The sequence below is a fragment of the Actinoplanes sp. NPDC051861 genome (genome assembly GCF_040681145.1).
Classification (GTDB): Bacteria; Actinomycetota; Actinomycetes; order Mycobacteriales; family Micromonosporaceae; genus Actinoplanes.
In genome coordinates, this window is record NZ_JBFAYE010000020.1 from 63,681 (window position 1) to 79,169 (window position 15,489).

The window sequence follows — 15,489 nt, forward strand, 5'->3', positions numbered from 1 at the left end:
CACATCAATGAGCACGACACCCCTGATACGGCGCGGCGCCGCGCTGGCCGCCGCCCTGCTGAGTGCCACACTCGTCCTCACCGGCTGCGGCGGTGACGACGGCGGCACCGGCGACACCGGCGACACGGCCGCCAAGACCCGCACCGTCACGGCCGGCAACGGCGCCGTCGAGATTCCCGCCGCCCCGCAGCGAGTGGTCGCGCTCGGCAACACGACGCAGCCGTTCATCGACATCGGCGGGAAGCCGGTCGGCGTCACCGAGCTCTCCGCTTCCGAGCTCGACCCCATTCCCGCCGAGCAGAAGGCCACGTACCAGGCAGCCACCAACCTCGGGGCCGACACCGCCCAGGTCGACCTGGAGAAACTCGCCGGCCTGAAGCCGGACCTCATTCTGGTTCAGGTGCCGGACAGCGAGTTCGAGGGGATCAAGAAGCAGCTGGAGACGATCGCCCCGACGGTCTACTGGGGGCTCGACACCGAGTGGAAGGCCTTCGCTGACGGGCTCGCCGAGGCCGGCAACCTGACGGACGCGCTGAGCGGGCAGAAGACGCAGTTCAACGACAAGGTCACGAAGATCAAGGAGACCTACCGCCAGATCATCGCGGACACCAAGTTCGTCGCGGTCGACCGCTGGGACAACTCCGATCCCGGGACGTTCGTCATCACCGACTTCGGGTGCATCGAGATCGCCGCGGACGACATCGGCCTGAACTCCCCCAAGGCAGAGGCCGGCAAGGATCCCCTGGGCTGGGCCGACCTGCCGTTCGAGCAGATCGCCGGGCTGTCCGAGTACGACGCGATCCTGTACCCCGTCGACGCCGCCGGACAGCCGAAGAAGGCCTTCGCGCCGGTGGTCGAGAGCAACACCTGGAAAGCGCTGCCCACCGTGACCTCCGGTCACGCGCTCGGAGTCTTCTGCCCCGGCAACAACTCCTACGGGCCGGTCCTGCAGTACCTGGACTCGCTCGACAGCGCGCTGGCGTCCCTGCCCGCCAAGTAGTGACAGCCCTCACCCTGCGACCGGCCGGTCCGGGCACCGTCACGGTGCCCGGACCGCGTCGTCGTCTGCTCGGACTCGTGGCGGCGCTGCTGGTCCTTCTCGTTCTGCTGGTGCTGAGCGTCATGATCGGATCGACGTCGATCCGGCCGTCAGTGGTGTGGGACGCCCTGTTCCATCCAGCGGCCGACATCGACCAGTTCGCGATCCGCGACTACCGGCTGCCGCGCACGATCGTCGGTCTGGTCGTCGGCGTCGCGCTCGGCCTGTCCGGCGCGTTGATCCAGGCGCTCACCCGGAACCCGTTGGCCGAGCCCGGCATTCTCGGCGTCCATGCCGGTGCGTCCTTCGCGGTGACGGTCGCCGTGGGCGTACTCGGCGTTCGCGACATCCAGGGCTACATGTGGTTCGCTTTCGCCGGAGCGCTGATCGTCACGCTCATGGTGCTCGCCCTCGGGTCGACCCGGCAGGGTCAGTCGCCGGTGCTCATGGTGCTCGCCGGGGTCTGCGTCGGCGCGGTGCTCGGCGGCGCCCGGGAGGCGCTCCAGTTGACCAACCCGGCGGCCTTCGACGCGATGCGATCCTGGAACGCCGGTTCGATCGTCGGCCGCCCACTCGATCTGGTGTGGCCGATCCTGCCGTTCTTCGCGGTGGCCCTCGTGCTCGCCCTCGCGGTGTCGGGATCACTCAACGCCATGGCCCTGGGCGACGACGTCGCCGCCGCCCAGGGCGTCAGCCTGGCGCGCACCCGCGTCCTCGCGATCATCGCGCTCACCCTGCTCGCCGGCGGCGCCACCGCGATCGCCGGGCCCATCGCCTTCGTCGGGCTCATGGTCCCGCACGTGGCCCGCTGGCTCGTCGGCCCACACCAACCATGGATCTTCGCCTACAGCATCCTTCTCGCCCCGAGCCTGCTGCTGGCCTCCGACATCGTCGGCCGCGTCGTCATACGGCCCGGCGAGATACCGGTGGGCGTCGTGACAGCCTTCGTCGGCGCCCCCGTCCTCATCGCGCTGGTGCGGCGCAAAAAGGCGAGCGGACTATGAGCGTGGACCTCGGGCGGCGGGTGCTGGTGCTGCGGCGCCGGCGAGTCGCGGTACGCCTCGAATGGCGCTCGCTCGTCGTCTGCGCGGTCCTCGCGGTCGCGCTCGCGGCCATGGCGGTGCTGGCCCTGATGACCGGCTCGTACCAGCTCAGCCCGGGGCAGGTGGTCTCCGCGCTGACCGGCGGGGAGAGCGGGCTGGTGCACGACATCGTGGTCGAATGGCGGCTGCCGCGGGTGGCCGCGGCGCTGGTGTTCGGTGCCGCGCTGGGGGTGAGCGGGGCGGTGTTCCAGTCGATGTTGCGCAATCCGCTCGCGGACCCGAGCGTCATCGGGTTCTCCCAGGGCTCCTACACCGGCGCGCTGATCGTGATCCTGGCCGTCAACGGCACCTATGCGCAGCTGGTCGGCGGGGCGCTGCTGGGCGGAATGGCCACCGCCGTCGCCGTGTACCTGCTCGCCTACCGGCGAGGGGTGCAGGGCTTCCGGCTGATCATCGTCGGCATCGGCGTCTCGGCGATGCTGGATTCGATCAACGTGTGGCTGATCCTCCAGGCCGATCTGGAACAGGCGATGGCCGCGGCCGCGTGGGGTGCCGGGTCGCTCAACGGTGTGTCCTGGAGCCAGGTCGCCGTCGGCGGCGCCTGCATCGCCGTGCTCCTGCTGCAGGCGGCGATGCTGAGCCGGCCGATGCGGCAGATGGAACTGGGCGACGACGCGGCCGCCTCCCATGGGGTACGCGTGTCGCCGACCCGTCTCGGGCTGGTCGTGGTGGGGGTGGCGCTGACCGCGACGGTCACCGCCGCGTCCGGGCCGATCGCGTTCATCTCCCTGGTCGCGCCGCAGATCGCCCGCCGGCTGGCCCGCACCGCCGGGATCACCCTCGCACCCGCTGCCTTCGTCGGCGCGCTGCTGTGCCTGACGGCGGACTACCTCGCCCAGCACGTCGCCCCGACTCCCCTGCCGGTGGGGATCATCACCGTCGTTCTCGGCGGCGGCTACCTCGGCTGGCTGCTGTTCATCGAAGCCAGGAGACGTCTGTGAACCCGCCTCCCGACGGCCGGCCGTTCGAGGTCGGGGCGGGCGACCGTCCCGGCACGTTCGTGGCCCGCGTCATCTTCTCGCTACCACGGGTCACCGTTCCCGCGATGCTGCTGGCGATCGTGTGGCAGGTCGGCGAGTCGGCGATCCCGGTGGTGATGGGGCTCGCGATCGACCGGGCGCTGGCGACCGGGGACGCGGTACAGCTGGGGCTGTGGCTCGGCGTGCTGGTCGCCCTGTACGTAGCGCTGACGGCGGCGGCCAGGCTCTCGCTGCGGCTGACCGCGTACGCGGTGCAGCTGCTGCAGCACCGGCTGCGCGGCACCCTCTCGATCGGCGTGTTGCATCCGGTCGGCGGCACCGCACAGGGGCCGGACGGCGGCGTGGTCTCGGTGATGACCAACGACGTCACGCGCCTGTCCAACGCGGTGATCCTGGTGATCATCCCGGTCTCGAGGATCACGGCCATCGGATTCATCGCGGCATCGCTGCTGGCGACGCACTGGCTGCTCGGACTCGTGGTCCTGTTCGGTGCGCCGGTAGCGGTCTGGTTGATGGGCCTGCTCAGCGGGCGGCTCTCACGGGACACCCGCGAGTACCAGGCGTCGCTGGCCGCCACCGTCGGGCGGGCCACCGACCTGGTCGCCGGATACCGGGTGGTCAAGGGCGTGCGCGCCGAGGCCGAGGCGACCCGGCGGTACCGGCGGGCCAGCCGGCTGACACTCGCCGGCGCCAGGCGCAACGCGGGCCTGCTGGGCCGGTTCCTGATGGGCTCGGGCGTGGTCAGCGGCACGTTCGTCGCAGCGGTGATGGGACTGGCCGGCTGGTTCGCAGTCGACGGGCAGCTGAGCATCGGCGGGCTGATCACCGCCGTCGGCCTCACCCAGGCTCTGCTCCCGCAGATCCAGGCGATCGCGAGCATCTCCATCCCCAACCTGGCCAACGCCCGCGCCTCTGCCGCGCATGTCCTCGACGTGCTGCGGGACAACGCGACCTCAACACCCACGATCAACATCGCATGCGTACGCGAGGACGCCGCACTACCCGCACTGGAGGTGTCCACGTCAGGCGTGACGATCCGGGTGGAGCCCGGAGAACTCGTGGGTGTACGCACTGACGACCGGACCGCCGCCCGTGTCGTCGAGGCGCTGCTGGACCCGCGGGCCGAGGGCGGTGCCGAGGCGCGGCTCGACGGGATCGCGGCGCGGGAGCTGTCCCCGGCCGAGTTCCGCTCCCGGGTCACCGTCGCCCCGCACCGCGCCACCCTGTTCAGCGGCACGCTCCGCGACAACGTCGCCGTCACGGCGGCAGCGCCCGAGCGGGTGGACGCCGCGGTGCTGGCGGCGGCGTGCGACGACTTCGCCGCCGACCTCGACGTCGGAGTCGGCGAGGGCGGCAACCGCCTCTCCGGCGGCCAGCGTCAGCGCGTCGCGCTCGCCCGGGCCCTGGCGAGTGACGCGCCGGTGCTCGTGCTGCACGACCCGACCACCGCGGTCGACCCGGTCACCGAGCACGCGATCGCCGGCCGGCTGCGCGGTGCCCGGGCGGGCCGCTCGACGCTGCTGCTCACCTCGGCCCCGGCGCTGCTCGGTGCCTGCGACCGCGTCGTCGACCTGCTCGGGGACGAGCCGGCCCGATGACCGGGACGACGGAGCACGCGCTGCCGGTCGCGGGTGCCCGGGAGACGGCCGGGGAGGTGTGGCGGCTCAGCCGTGGGCACCGGACACGGCTCGCCGCCGTCGCGGGGCTGGGGATCGTCAGCACCGCCGTCGACCTGGTCGGGCCGGTCGCGATCGGGTTCCTCGTCGATCGGGTCCGGACCGGCACCGCCGACCTCGGCACGGTGCTGACGGTCGCCACGACGATGGCGGTCTCGGTCGTGCTCGGCGCCGGCGGCACCGCGGCGACGATCGTCCTGGCCACCCGCGCCTACCATGCCATCCTCGCCGCACTGCGCGAACAGCTGGTCGCCCGCGCTCTGACGCTCCCGCAGCACCGGGTGGAGCGCGCCGGGACAGGGGACCTGATCTCGCGGTCCAGTGACGACGTGACCGCGGTCGCCGATGCCGCTCCGGCGGTGATCCCGGCGGTCACCGTCACCGCGTACACCATCGTTGTGTCACTCGGCGGGCTCGCGGCACTGGATTGGCCCTACGCTCTCGCGTTCGCCGTCGTGATGCCGGTCTACGTGCTGGCCATGCGGTGGTATCTGCGCACCGGCCCGCCGGTGTACCGCAGGGAGCGGGCGGCGATGAGCACACGCGCGCAACAGATCCTCGAGTCCCAGCGCGGCTACGCGACCGTGCTCGGCTTCGGCCTCGCCGAGCAACGCCACCGCACCGTGATGACCGCCTCCTGGAGCGTCGCGGTGCAGTCGCTGCGCGCCCGGACCGTGCAGAGCATGCTCAACGCCCGCCTCAACATCGGCGAGTGCCTGAGCCTGGCCGCCGTGCTCGTCGTCGGGTTCGTCCTGATCGACCGTGGAACCTCCACCGTCGGCGCCGCCACCGCCGCGATGCTGCTCGTGCTGCGCCTGCTCGGACCGGTCAACCAGCTGCTGTTCGTCGTCGACACCCTCCAGTCCGCCCTCGCCTCGCTGAGCCGCATGATCGGCGTCGTCACGATGCCGGCGGACCGGCCGAGCCCGATGTCCGGCGCGGGCGACTCCGTCCGGCTGGACGGGGTCACGTTCACCTACGACAACGGCCCGCTCGTGCTCGACGACGTCACCCTCGGCATCGGTTCCGGTCGGCGCGTCGCCGTCGTCGGCGCCTCCGGGGCGGGCAAGACCACGCTCGCAGCCGTGATCGCCGGCATCCACCCGCCCGATGCCGGGACCGTGGCACGGCCGGAACGCACCGCGGTCATCACCCAGGAGGTGCACGTGTTCGCCGGCTCCCTGCGGGAGAACCTCACGCTCGCCGCACCGGATGCCACCGACCGCGAAGTACGGGAGGCGCTGGAGGCCACCGGATCAGCCGGTCTGCTCGACCTGTCACCGGACGGCCTCGACACCGTGGTCGGTAGTGGCGGACATCCGCTCACCGACGCCCAGGCACAACAGCTCGCGCTCGCCCGCCTGCTGCTCTACAACCCTGACCTGGCGATTCTCGACGAAGCCACCGCCGAAGCCGGTTCCACCCACGCCGGCCTGCTCGACCGTGCCGCCGAGGCCGCCCTGGCGGGTCGTACCGGGCTGGTGATCGCCCATCGGCTGTCACAGGCCGCCGCGTGCGACCGGATCGTGGTCATGGAGCACGGGCGGATCACCGAGGAGGGCACGCACGACGAACTCGTCGCGGCGGGCGGCCTCTACGCAGGCCTGTGGGCGGCGTGGAGTCAGCTGACCAGGCCGCGGCGGTAGGCGTAGACCACGGCCTGGACGCGGTCGCGCAGGTCGAGCTTGGTGAGGATCCGGGACACGTACGTCTTGACCGTCTCCTGGCTGATCACCAGGGTCGCGGCGATCTCGCTGTTCGACAGCCCGTCCGCGATCAGCCGCAGCACCTCCAGCTCGCGCGGGGCGAGCGGGATGTCGCCGGTCGCGGCCTCGGCCGGGCGGATCCGCCCGGCATACCGGCCCACCAGCTGCCGGGTCACCTCGGGAGCGAGCAGCGCGGCGCCCGTCGCGACGGTGCGGATGCCGTTGAGCAGCTGGGCCGGCGGGGCGTCCTTCAGCAGGAAACCACTGGCGCCGGCGCGCAGCGCCTCGTACACGTACTCATCAAGGTTGAAGGTTGTGACGATCAGGACCTTGACCGGCCGCTCGACCCCGGCGCCGGCCAGAAGACGGGTCGCGGCGATGCCGTCGAGCACCGGCATCCGCACGTCCATCACCACCACGTCCGGCTCCAGCCGGCGGGCCAGCTCGACCGCGGCCCGCCCGTCGCCGCACTCCCCGATCGCCTCCAGATCGGGCTGGGCGTCGATGATCGTCGCGAAGCCGGTACGGATCAGCGCCTGGTCGTCGCAGATCAGCACCCGGACCGGCGCCGTCACGACGCGCCGCCCGCGGGGATGAGGGCCCGGACCACGAAGCCGCCGTCCGGCTCCGGGCCCGCGCTGAACTCGCCGCCCAGCACACCGACGCGCTCGCGCAGCCCGGCGAGCCCGCGCCCGCTGCCGCCCGGGGACGCGGCGCCCGACCCCGAGCCTGAGCTGCTGATCCGTACGCTGATCTCCCTCGCCCCGTACCGGACGTGCACGGCGGTGTGCCCGCCGTGGTCGTACTTCATCGCGTTGGTCAGCGCCTCCTGCACCACCCGGTAGGCGGTGGCCTCGGCGCTGCCGGCCGGTTCGGGCGGGGTGCCCTCGGCGACGAACTCGACCGGCTGACCGGCGCGGCGGGTCTGCTCGACGAGCGAGCCGAGCCCGCCCGCCGGCAGCGTGTCGTGGCCGGGGTCGAGCAGATCGAGCATCTTCCGCAGGTCCGAGATCGCCCGCCGGCCGGTGTCGGTGACTGCCGTCAGCGTCTGGTCGAGCCGGTCGGGCGCCGCGGTCAGGTAGCGGGCCGCCTCCGCCTGCACGACCATCGCGGTCACGTGATGGGTGACGACGTCGTGCAGCTCGCGGGCGATCCGGGTGCGCTCGGCAGCGCGGGTGCTCTCGGCGACGTGCCGCCGGCGTTCCGCCTCCGCTGCCCGGGTCTGCCGCAGCCAGGCCCCGACGCCCCAGGCGACGGCCAGCAGCAGGAAGAACGTGACGAACCCGGCCAGGCCCTCGGCCGTGCCGTCGCCCGTTCCGAGCCGGTCCAGGGCCACGGCCAGCGGCACGTACGCCACGGCGGCGGTGATCGCGATCGGGCGCCGGTGCCGCTCCAGGTGGGCGCCCGCGCTCATAAGGGCGATGGGCAGGGCGCTGCTGGCGACCGTGTGGTAGCCGTACAGCTGGTCGAGGGCGAAACCGAGCGACACCAGCGCCAGGCAGATCGCCGGCCACCGGCGGCGCACCGCCAGCGGCAGGCTCAGCAGCGCGACCACCAGCACGGTCAGCGCGTCGTCCGGGCGGTCGGCCAGGTTGCCGAGCTGGGTGCCGTTGCTGTCCAGCGCCGGCCACGCCGCCGCGCCGGCGAACAGCAGCGCCAACGGGGCATCCCGGACGATGACCGGCTGCCGCCGCCAGATCGTCCGGGCCCGCCGTGTGTCGATCACCGGGAGACTGTAGCGTCGGCCGCCCGGCGGCGGCGCGGCACGAGGTTGCCGCGGCGGTGGGCCAGCCACAGGAAGATCACCGTCAGCAGCACACCCGCCCCGACCGTGTAGAGGCTGCCCTCCGGGCCGAAGTCGCCGCCGCTGAGCAGGGCCGGGCCCGAGGTGGTCGCGTCCAGCAGGCCCGTGGACTCGCCGTTGCCCGAGACCACGGCGCCCGAGATGCCGCCCAGCGCGAAGTTCCAGCCGAAGTGCAGGCCGATCGGCACCCACAGGTTGCGGGTGGCGGCGTAGCAGGCGGCGAGCATGAACCCCGCCTCGATGGCGATCGCGATCGCGCCCCACAGCGAGGCGTCCGGGTTGGCCAGGTGCATCAGGCCGAACACCAGGCCGGTGCCGAACAGCGCGATCCAGGTGCCGGTGCGCTCCTCGATGACGCGGAAGAGCACGCCGCGGAAGAGCAGCTCCTCGGTCGTCGCCGCGGCGGCCATGAATCCGATCATGCCCACCGCGCCACTCACCGAGCCGATGCCGTGCACGTGGTAACCGCCGAGGAAGGCGATGTTCGCGATCACCGCCGCGAACATCCCGAACCCGATCAGCGTGCCCACGGCGAGCCGGCGGCCGGCCCCGGCGCGGGCCAGCTCGTCCGGCGCGCGCCGCTCGGTGCGGCGTACCACCCAGCGGTAGACGAGGATCGCGAGGGCCGCGGTCGCCAGCCCGGCGACCAGGGTGAGCCAAGGGTTCCCGTCCACCGCGGCGGCGCCCTGGCCACCGAGGAAGGCGATGGCCGCGACGGCCAGGAACTGCTTGACGAGCCGCATGATGACTCCTTCGTGAGGTCGCGGCCGAGGTGCCGCGACACGAAGAAACCTATGAATTCGTACGTCCCGAAACGTCACCACACGGTGGACATCTGCGTGTAGCTCGCACGGGGGACACAGCCGACTGACGTTCCGTCTGCTTACTGACTGTCGTGGACCGCGTACCACTCGTACCGTTTCCGGGCATGGGGCGTCTACGCGTCTGGATGCTGGTCACCGTCGTGGCGGCCGCACTCCTGACGGTCTTCCTGATTGTCGAGCTGGCCGGGGTGCCGCTGCTCACCGACCCGCGGCCGGTGCTGGGCACGGTCTCGATCGCCGCCGCGGCGATCGGTGTCGGTCTGCTGGTCGCTGACGCCGTGGTGCCGGTGCCGTCGAGCGTCGTCATGGTCGCGCTGGGTGCGACGTTCGGCCTGGCCACCGGTGCCGCGCTGGCATTGCTGGGCGGTCTCGGCGGATTCGCCGTCGGCTATGTCCTCGGGCGGCGGTCCCGGAACCTGCTCGCGACCGGCACCCCTCGCTCGGCCGGGCTGGTGCGGCGCTGGGGCCTGCTGGCGGTCGTCGTCAGCCGGCCGTTGCCGCTGGTGGCCGAGACCGTCGCGTACACCGCGGGCGCCCTGGGGATGCGGCCGGCGGCAGCGTTCGCCGCTGCCGCCGCGGGGACCGCCGGGCCGGCCGTCGCCTTCTCCTACACGGGCTGGCGCGGCGCGACGACCGGCGACAGCCTGGTCGTCTTCGGCGCGGTCGCGGTGGCCGCCGTGGTCTGCTGGTTGCTGGGCAGATTCATGCTCCGCGAGGGACCAACCCGGTCAGCCGTGGTACCACGTCCGCCGGGGCCGGCATAGCCGCCACCTCCGCGCTGACCTGCTTGGCCGCTTGCGCCAGCGCCGGATCGTCGAGCAACCGGCCGATCACCGCCGTGCTGATCTCCCTCTCGTCGACCGCCAGCCCGGCACCACGCGCCGCGACGAGTTCGGCGTTGTGCCGGCGGTCGGCGGCGCCGCGGACGACCAGCTGCGGGACACCGGCGTGCAGGGCGGCGAGGACGGAACCGGCTCCACCGTGATGCACGATCGCGGTGCTGACCGCGAGGGCGGCGGGCAACGGCAGCCAGTCGGTGACGCGGACGTTCGGCGGGCACTGCCGGGCGGCGGCCCGCCGGTCGGGCCGGATCAGCACGAAGTCCGCGTCGACCGGGCCGGCGGCGCCGATCACCCGGCTCATCAGCCGATCCGCCCCGGGCTGCGGCACGGTGCTGCGGCTGACCAGGACACGGGCGCGCGGTGGCGGCTCGGTGAGCCAGCCGGGTAGCGGCTGGTCGGCACCGTACGGCACGGCGCGCATCGGCCAGCCGTCGCGCGTCCCGGCCACGCTGGCCGGAGCGATCGTCAGCACCGCGGCCGGCGGCGGAAGCTCGGCGACCGAATGCCGGCGCATCGCGTCGCCGAGCCGGGAGGCGGTCGCGGCCACCAGCGACGAGCCGCCGAACAGCGTGGTCTCGTGCAGCACCGCCGGCACGCCGATGCCTGCGGCGGCCAGCGCGCCGGCCGCCGCGAGTGGTTCGTGGACGACGAGGTCCGGCCGCCACCGGCGGGCAACGGCCATCACGCCGTCCGCGATCCGGTCGTTGACCACACCGAACAGGGCGCCGACGCCGCGGGGGTCGGTCGCGCCGGCCAGCTGCGCCCGCGACAGCAGCGGGTGCCGCAGCAGCATGCGAGCCGCTATCGGCCCGAACCGGTAACCCGGCCGGACGTCGTGCACGGCGAGGCCGCTCTCCCGTACGCGCAGCGCTTCGGCAGCGGTCGCCACCAGCACCTCGTGGCCCGCCTTCTCGAGCGCCCGGCCGAGCGGCACGAGCGGGAAGACATGCCCGAGCATCGGCGCCGACACGATGAGTACCCGCACCGGCTCACCGTAGAACGGCGACCACCTCGGGCGCCTCTCCGTGTCCAGCAGCTGACGAAGTCAGGGGTTGAAGGAGGGCAACAGCCCGGTCCTGGCCATCACCTGGTTGATCGCGTCGAGGGTCATCATGGAGGTGTTGGCGATCGAGCGGTAGGACCCGAAGTCGTCGCCGTACATGGCGCGCAGCGCGGTGACCACGACGCGGTACGCCGAGTCGCTCGCGCTCAGGAGCAGGGACTCGGTGTCGTCGCGGGGCTCGAAACGGACCGTGTGCAGCAAACCGGGCGGGGCCGGGTCCCCGATCGCGTCGCGCAGCGGCTGGAGATCTGCCTCGTGGGTGGGCCCGGACTCGCCGATCAGTTCCGCCAGTTCCGGCCCGGCCGAGGGGGCGAGGGCGCGATACCGGTCGTCCACCGCTCGCGCGATCGCGGACTCGCGGTGCAGCAGGTTCGCGTACGCGTCCGGGCCCACCGGGCTGAACAGCAGGTCCGCCGTGATGCTCGCGGCCCGGTCCAGTGACGGACTGCGGCCGGCGGCCACGAGCGCCCGGCAGAGACGGTGGAGCCGGAACATCTGACTCTGCCCGAGACTCGCGGCGACGACGGACGCGTCGGGCAGGTCCGCGGCGAGCGCGTAACCGATCGTCAGGTATTCAACTGTCAGCGCGTGTTCTACGGATGCGAGAAACTCCAGCTCGTCGAGAACCATGGACCTATTCTGGCGCTCATGGCCATCGACGTGACCGCCCTGCGCGCGGATTTCCCCGCCCTCGACCACGGCCTCGCCTTCTTCGACGGTCCGGGTGGGACACAGACTCCCCGCCCGGTCGCCGAGGCCATCGCCACAACGCTGACCGGTCCCCTGTCCAACCGGGGGACGCTGAGCGTGTCCGAGGCCAACGCGGAACGCACCGTCGCGGAGTTCCGGGCCGCCTACGCCGACATGCTCAACGTGCCCGCCGCCGGTGTCGTCCACGGCCGCAGTGCCACCCAGCTGACCTACGACTTCTCCCGGCACCTCGCGAAGACGTGGCGGCCCGGCGACGAGATCGTCCTCAGCCGCCTCGATCACGACTGCAACGTGCGCCCGTGGGTCCAGGCGGCCGCGCGCACCGGCGTCACCGTCCGCTGGATGGAGATCGAGAGCAAGAGCAAAGAGCTGGACCTTCATGCGTACGCGCATGCGCTCTCACCCCGCACACGGCTGGTCGCCGTCACGGCCGCCTCGAACGTGCTGGGCACCAAGCCGCCGCTGCGCCGGATCGCCGATCTGGCGCACGAGCACGGCGCACTGGTCTACGTGGACGGTGTGCACTACGCCGCCCACGACCTCGTCGACGTGCCCGCGATGGGCGCCGACCTGTTCGTCTGTTCGCCCTACAAGTTCCTCGGGCCGCACTGCGGCGTGCTCGCGGCGGCTCCGGAGCTTCTCGAGACCATCCAGCCGGACAAGCTGCTGCCGTCCTCCAACGCGGTGCCGGAGCGCTTCGAGTTCGGCACCCTGCCCTACGAGATGCTGGCGGGCGCCACCGCCGCCGTGGACTATCTCGCCGCCATGGACCCCGGCCCGCGGACCTCCCGCCGGGAGCGTCTCGCGCACTCGCTGGCCGCCCTGCACGAGCACGAGGACGCGCTGCGCACGAGGCTGGAGGACGGGTTGCGCGCGCTCGGCGACGCGGTCACCCTGCATTCACAGGCTGCCGACCGTACGCCGACGCTGCTGATGACCCTCGACGGCCGCGACGCCCGGCAGGCCCAGGTGCATCTGGCCGCGCGAGGCGTCCTGGCACCCGCCGGCTCCTTCTACGCCTACGAGCCGTTCACCGCCCTGCGACTGACCGATCCCGCGCTGCGGGCGGGACTCGCGCCCTACAACACCGCCGAGGACGTGGACCGCTTCCTCGACGGCCTCGCCTCCTTCACCGCCACGTGAAATGGACGTGCGACGCCGCGGTGAGGCCGAACAGGTACGTCTCCAGGTACGTGGGCGGCGGCACCGGCCACAGGTCGCCGCTCTGCTGGAGGTGGCTGCGGTACGCGGTGAGGAACGCGTTAGCGAGGTTGCTGGAGAGCTGCCGCGTGCTCGCCGTGAGCACCTCGCCGTCCAGCACGGACTGCGTCGGCAGTTCCTCCTCGGTGCCGTCCGGCGCACGGAGCCGGAACTCCGCCGAGCCGTTGACCAGGAAGTTCGCGATCACCACGTAGCGGCGCCGGGCGATTCCCGCCGCATCGACGGTGGCGTCGAACAGCGTGCTCAGATACTTCGACTTCTGGTCCTCGAGGAGCATCTCGCTGAGCAGTCCCGGGAAGAAGTCCTGTCCCACCATGTGCAGGCACAGCTGCGCCAGCGGATTGCGCAGACCCGGCCCGGCTCCCAGCGGCTGTTTGTCGAATGCCTCGCCGCGCTGGTGATTGCTGATCGGCGTGTCACTGACCGATTCGTTGAACTCCGGTGGGCGCCACGAGGAGCCGAGTTGGAGGGCGAACGGATCCAGCGCCGTGAACCTGGCGATGGCGTCCTGCCCGCGCAGCGTCGCCGACAGGAAGTCCCGCGTCGAGCCGGCCGGGAACGGCCCGGCGTTGACGAACTCGTCCACGAGCGCGGCGATCTCGGCCGCGTACGCCGGCAGGACGGGGTCGGCGTAATCCACCCCGGCCGCCATCGCGTTGCGGATGTCCGTCAACGTCGCCGGATCGGCCAGGATGTCGCGCAGCCTCGTGGCGTACCTCTCGCCCGGTGTCTCGGCCTGAACGATACGGTCCTGCCAGTTCGCCACCAATAGCGAGTACCGGTAGCGCGTCTCCTGCCGGACCACCGGCCGTACCCTGCGACGGGTGGGCACCGTGATCACCCGCCCCTCGCCGAGCGCGGGCACCGCGTTGCCACCGGCGTCGACGCCGATGCGGTGCGTCGGCGAGGGAAAGACCCGGGTGGGCAGCTGGTCCGCGCGCCAGACGACCGCGTAGTCCTGGTAGTAGTCGGTGAACCGCATGTGGAAGATGTACTCCTGCCGGACGCAGTCCACGTCGTCCTGCGAGATGGTGCAGAGCGGCTGCGCGTCCGGGGCACCGGCGAGTGACATCTCGACGCGGAGCGGGAACAACCGGCGCACGGTCGGGAACAGCGGCGCCGACCCCTTGTTGCGCCAGCGGGGATGCTCCGGCCGGATCTCGGCCGTCTCGTTCAGGTTGAACACGCGCTCCCACGTGGCGGCTACCGGAAGCTCGTGCGGAGGCTGGCCCTCCGCCGGGCGGGCGCGGCTGCCGTCGTAGCCGTACGCGAACTCCGTCGCCGGCAGGAAATGCGTGTCGCGGTTGGCCGGGTACCGCTCCGCCCGCCCGGGAGCCGCGTATTCCGTCGTCAGGATCACGGTGTTGTCGGCCGGCACCCACACGTCGTTGCCGTTTCCCTTTCCGGCGACGACGCGCTCCCGCACCATGGTCAGGTCGAGCACGTCGTACGTCGGCTGCCACAGCCGGAGCCCGACGACCTGATCCGCCAGCCGCGGCGAGAAGACGCGGACGTCCTCCGCGCTGGTGAAGCTGAACGCGCACCCCGGCGTCACCACGTCGGCCGGCGGCTGCAGCAGCACGCCGCCGTTCGACCCGCCGTGGACCACGACGGCGCCGGCGAACCCGAGCGGCTCGTCGCCGGCCGGATTGGTGCCGCCGCTCGCGGGCGTGCCCCCGCTCACCACCGGCGCCACACAGTCGCCGCACAGCACGCGGTAGGCGGCGTCGTTGGCCTGGTCGGCCGGGTCGCCGGCCACCGCGAGGCTGCGCAGCACCAGGCCGGGGTTGCACAGGAACCAGTGATCGGTGGCGGACTTCGACAGCCCGTCGCGCAGTTGCGCCTGGAGGTGCACGACGTCACCCGGCAGGAGATCGACGAGCTTGTTGTCCGGGTCGGCCCCCCGCAGCCGCCACGTGACGGCGCTGATGCCGGTCCACCAGGGCTCGAGGTGGCGCTGCTCCGGTGTCCCGGCCGGAAGGTCGAACGGCGTCAGGACACCGTCGACGAATCGGAGATCGAGGTCGTCGTCGCAGGCGCGGGTGAGTGTGCCGCCGGCGTGGAGCGCGGCGACCTGGGTGCGGACCCGCTCGTCGAGAGCCGGGTCGGCGAACGTGAAGAGCAGTCGTACCCGGACGGCGCCCCCGGACACGCTGTGCCACGGCAGGACCGACAGATTCGCCGGTTCCGGTTCGTTCTCCACGCGGCCGGCGAGATGCAGGGCCGCCACGGCGTCCGGCTCCAGTTCCAGCACGAGGGTCCGGCTCACGAACTGACCGTTGTCGGTGGTGACGGTCCACGAGACCTGACCGCGGGCGGGTGCGAGCAGCGCGGCGGCCCGCGTCGCCGTGAGGGTGAGCCGCAGGCCGAACGCGGCCATCGCCGCCTCGCGTTGCTCCGGGGTGGCCGCCGTGGTCCAGTTCAGCGCGGCCGGGTCGAACGGATCGAACGTCCTCGCCTCGTTGACGGCGCCGAAGGGTGGGTCCGCCGGATCCGGGAGACTGATCGGTGGCTGCATGG

The 15,489-nt window shown here is 72.3% G+C and carries 13 protein-coding genes; 7 read left to right on the forward strand and 6 right to left on the reverse strand.

Features of this window, described 5'->3' with window-relative positions; translation table 11 throughout:
* Nucleotides 1–7 precede the first annotated feature (7 nt).
* From AB0M02_RS36070 to AB0M02_RS36090, 5 genes are read left to right on the forward strand one after another with little or no spacing between them, the layout of a single operon-like run.
* Nucleotides 8–1,000, forward strand: coding sequence for an ABC transporter substrate-binding protein (locus tag AB0M02_RS36070; RefSeq protein ID WP_364235399.1), 993 nt, complete (start codon nucleotides 8–10; stop codon nucleotides 998–1,000).
* Complete coding sequence (locus AB0M02_RS36075) at nucleotides 1,000–2,043, forward strand: iron chelate uptake ABC transporter family permease subunit (RefSeq protein ID WP_364235402.1); 1,044 nt, start codon at nucleotides 1,000–1,002, stop codon at nucleotides 2,041–2,043. The genes AB0M02_RS36070 and AB0M02_RS36075 overlap by 1 nt, the downstream gene beginning before the upstream one ends.
* Nucleotides 2,040–3,083, forward strand: a complete 1,044-nt coding sequence (locus AB0M02_RS36080) for an iron chelate uptake ABC transporter family permease subunit (protein WP_364235404.1) — start codon at nucleotides 2,040–2,042, stop codon at nucleotides 3,081–3,083. The genes AB0M02_RS36075 and AB0M02_RS36080 overlap by 4 nt, the downstream gene beginning before the upstream one ends.
* A complete protein-coding gene (locus tag AB0M02_RS36085) occupies nucleotides 3,080–4,720 on the forward strand; it encodes an ABC transporter ATP-binding protein (RefSeq protein WP_364235407.1) in 1,641 nt (546 codons plus the stop codon). Before AB0M02_RS36080 ends, AB0M02_RS36085 begins: the two co-directional genes overlap by 4 nt.
* Entirely contained in the window at nucleotides 4,717–6,444 is a 1,728-nt protein-coding gene (locus AB0M02_RS36090) for an ABC transporter ATP-binding protein (protein ID WP_364235409.1), read from the forward strand. The genes AB0M02_RS36085 and AB0M02_RS36090 overlap by 4 nt, the downstream gene beginning before the upstream one ends.
* Here AB0M02_RS36090 and AB0M02_RS36095 read toward each other — a convergent pair.
* Genes AB0M02_RS36095 through AB0M02_RS36105 form a run of 3 tightly spaced genes read right to left on the reverse strand, consistent with a single transcriptional unit; the run spans nucleotide 6,420 to nucleotide 9,051 of the window.
* Nucleotides 6,420–7,079, reverse strand: a complete 660-nt coding sequence (locus AB0M02_RS36095; protein ID WP_364235411.1) for a response regulator transcription factor — start codon at nucleotides 7,077–7,079, stop codon at nucleotides 6,420–6,422. The genes AB0M02_RS36090 and AB0M02_RS36095 overlap by 25 nt on opposite strands.
* Entirely contained in the window at nucleotides 7,076–8,230 is a 1,155-nt protein-coding gene (locus AB0M02_RS36100; RefSeq protein WP_364235414.1) for a histidine kinase, read from the reverse strand. The genes AB0M02_RS36095 and AB0M02_RS36100 overlap by 4 nt, the downstream gene beginning before the upstream one ends.
* On the reverse strand, nucleotides 8,227–9,051 hold the full coding sequence (locus tag AB0M02_RS36105; protein ID WP_364235416.1) for a type II CAAX endopeptidase family protein: 825 nt from the start codon (nucleotides 9,049–9,051) through the stop codon (nucleotides 8,227–8,229). The genes AB0M02_RS36100 and AB0M02_RS36105 overlap by 4 nt, the downstream gene beginning before the upstream one ends.
* Before the next feature lie 185 nt (nucleotides 9,052–9,236).
* Here AB0M02_RS36105 and AB0M02_RS36110 point away from each other — a divergent pair, with 185 nt between their 5' ends.
* Nucleotides 9,237–9,896 carry a VTT domain-containing protein gene (locus tag AB0M02_RS36110; protein WP_364235417.1) on the forward strand — a complete coding sequence of 220 codons (660 nt, stop codon included), beginning with the start codon at nucleotides 9,237–9,239 and terminating at the stop codon, nucleotides 9,894–9,896.
* Here AB0M02_RS36110 and AB0M02_RS36115 read toward each other — a convergent pair.
* Complete coding sequence (locus tag AB0M02_RS36115) at nucleotides 9,835–10,959, reverse strand: nucleotide disphospho-sugar-binding domain-containing protein (protein ID WP_364235419.1); 1,125 nt, start codon at nucleotides 10,957–10,959, stop codon at nucleotides 9,835–9,837. The two genes, AB0M02_RS36110 and AB0M02_RS36115, sit on opposite strands and share 62 nt — an antisense overlap.
* A 60-nt stretch (nucleotides 10,960–11,019) precedes the next feature.
* On the reverse strand, nucleotides 11,020–11,667 hold the full coding sequence (locus tag AB0M02_RS36120; protein ID WP_364235422.1) for a hypothetical protein: 648 nt from the start codon (nucleotides 11,665–11,667) through the stop codon (nucleotides 11,020–11,022).
* Between the two features lie 18 nt (nucleotides 11,668–11,685).
* Here AB0M02_RS36120 and AB0M02_RS36125 point away from each other — a divergent pair, with 18 nt between their 5' ends.
* On the forward strand, nucleotides 11,686–12,891 hold the full coding sequence (locus AB0M02_RS36125) for a cysteine desulfurase-like protein (protein WP_364235424.1): 1,206 nt from the start codon (nucleotides 11,686–11,688) through the stop codon (nucleotides 12,889–12,891).
* On the opposite strand, the gene AB0M02_RS36130 is transcribed toward AB0M02_RS36125, so the two are convergent.
* Entirely contained in the window at nucleotides 12,878–15,487 is a 2,610-nt protein-coding gene (locus tag AB0M02_RS36130; protein ID WP_364235426.1) for a hypothetical protein, read from the reverse strand. The two genes, AB0M02_RS36125 and AB0M02_RS36130, sit on opposite strands and share 14 nt — an antisense overlap.
* Nucleotides 15,488–15,489: the final 2 nt, after the last annotated feature.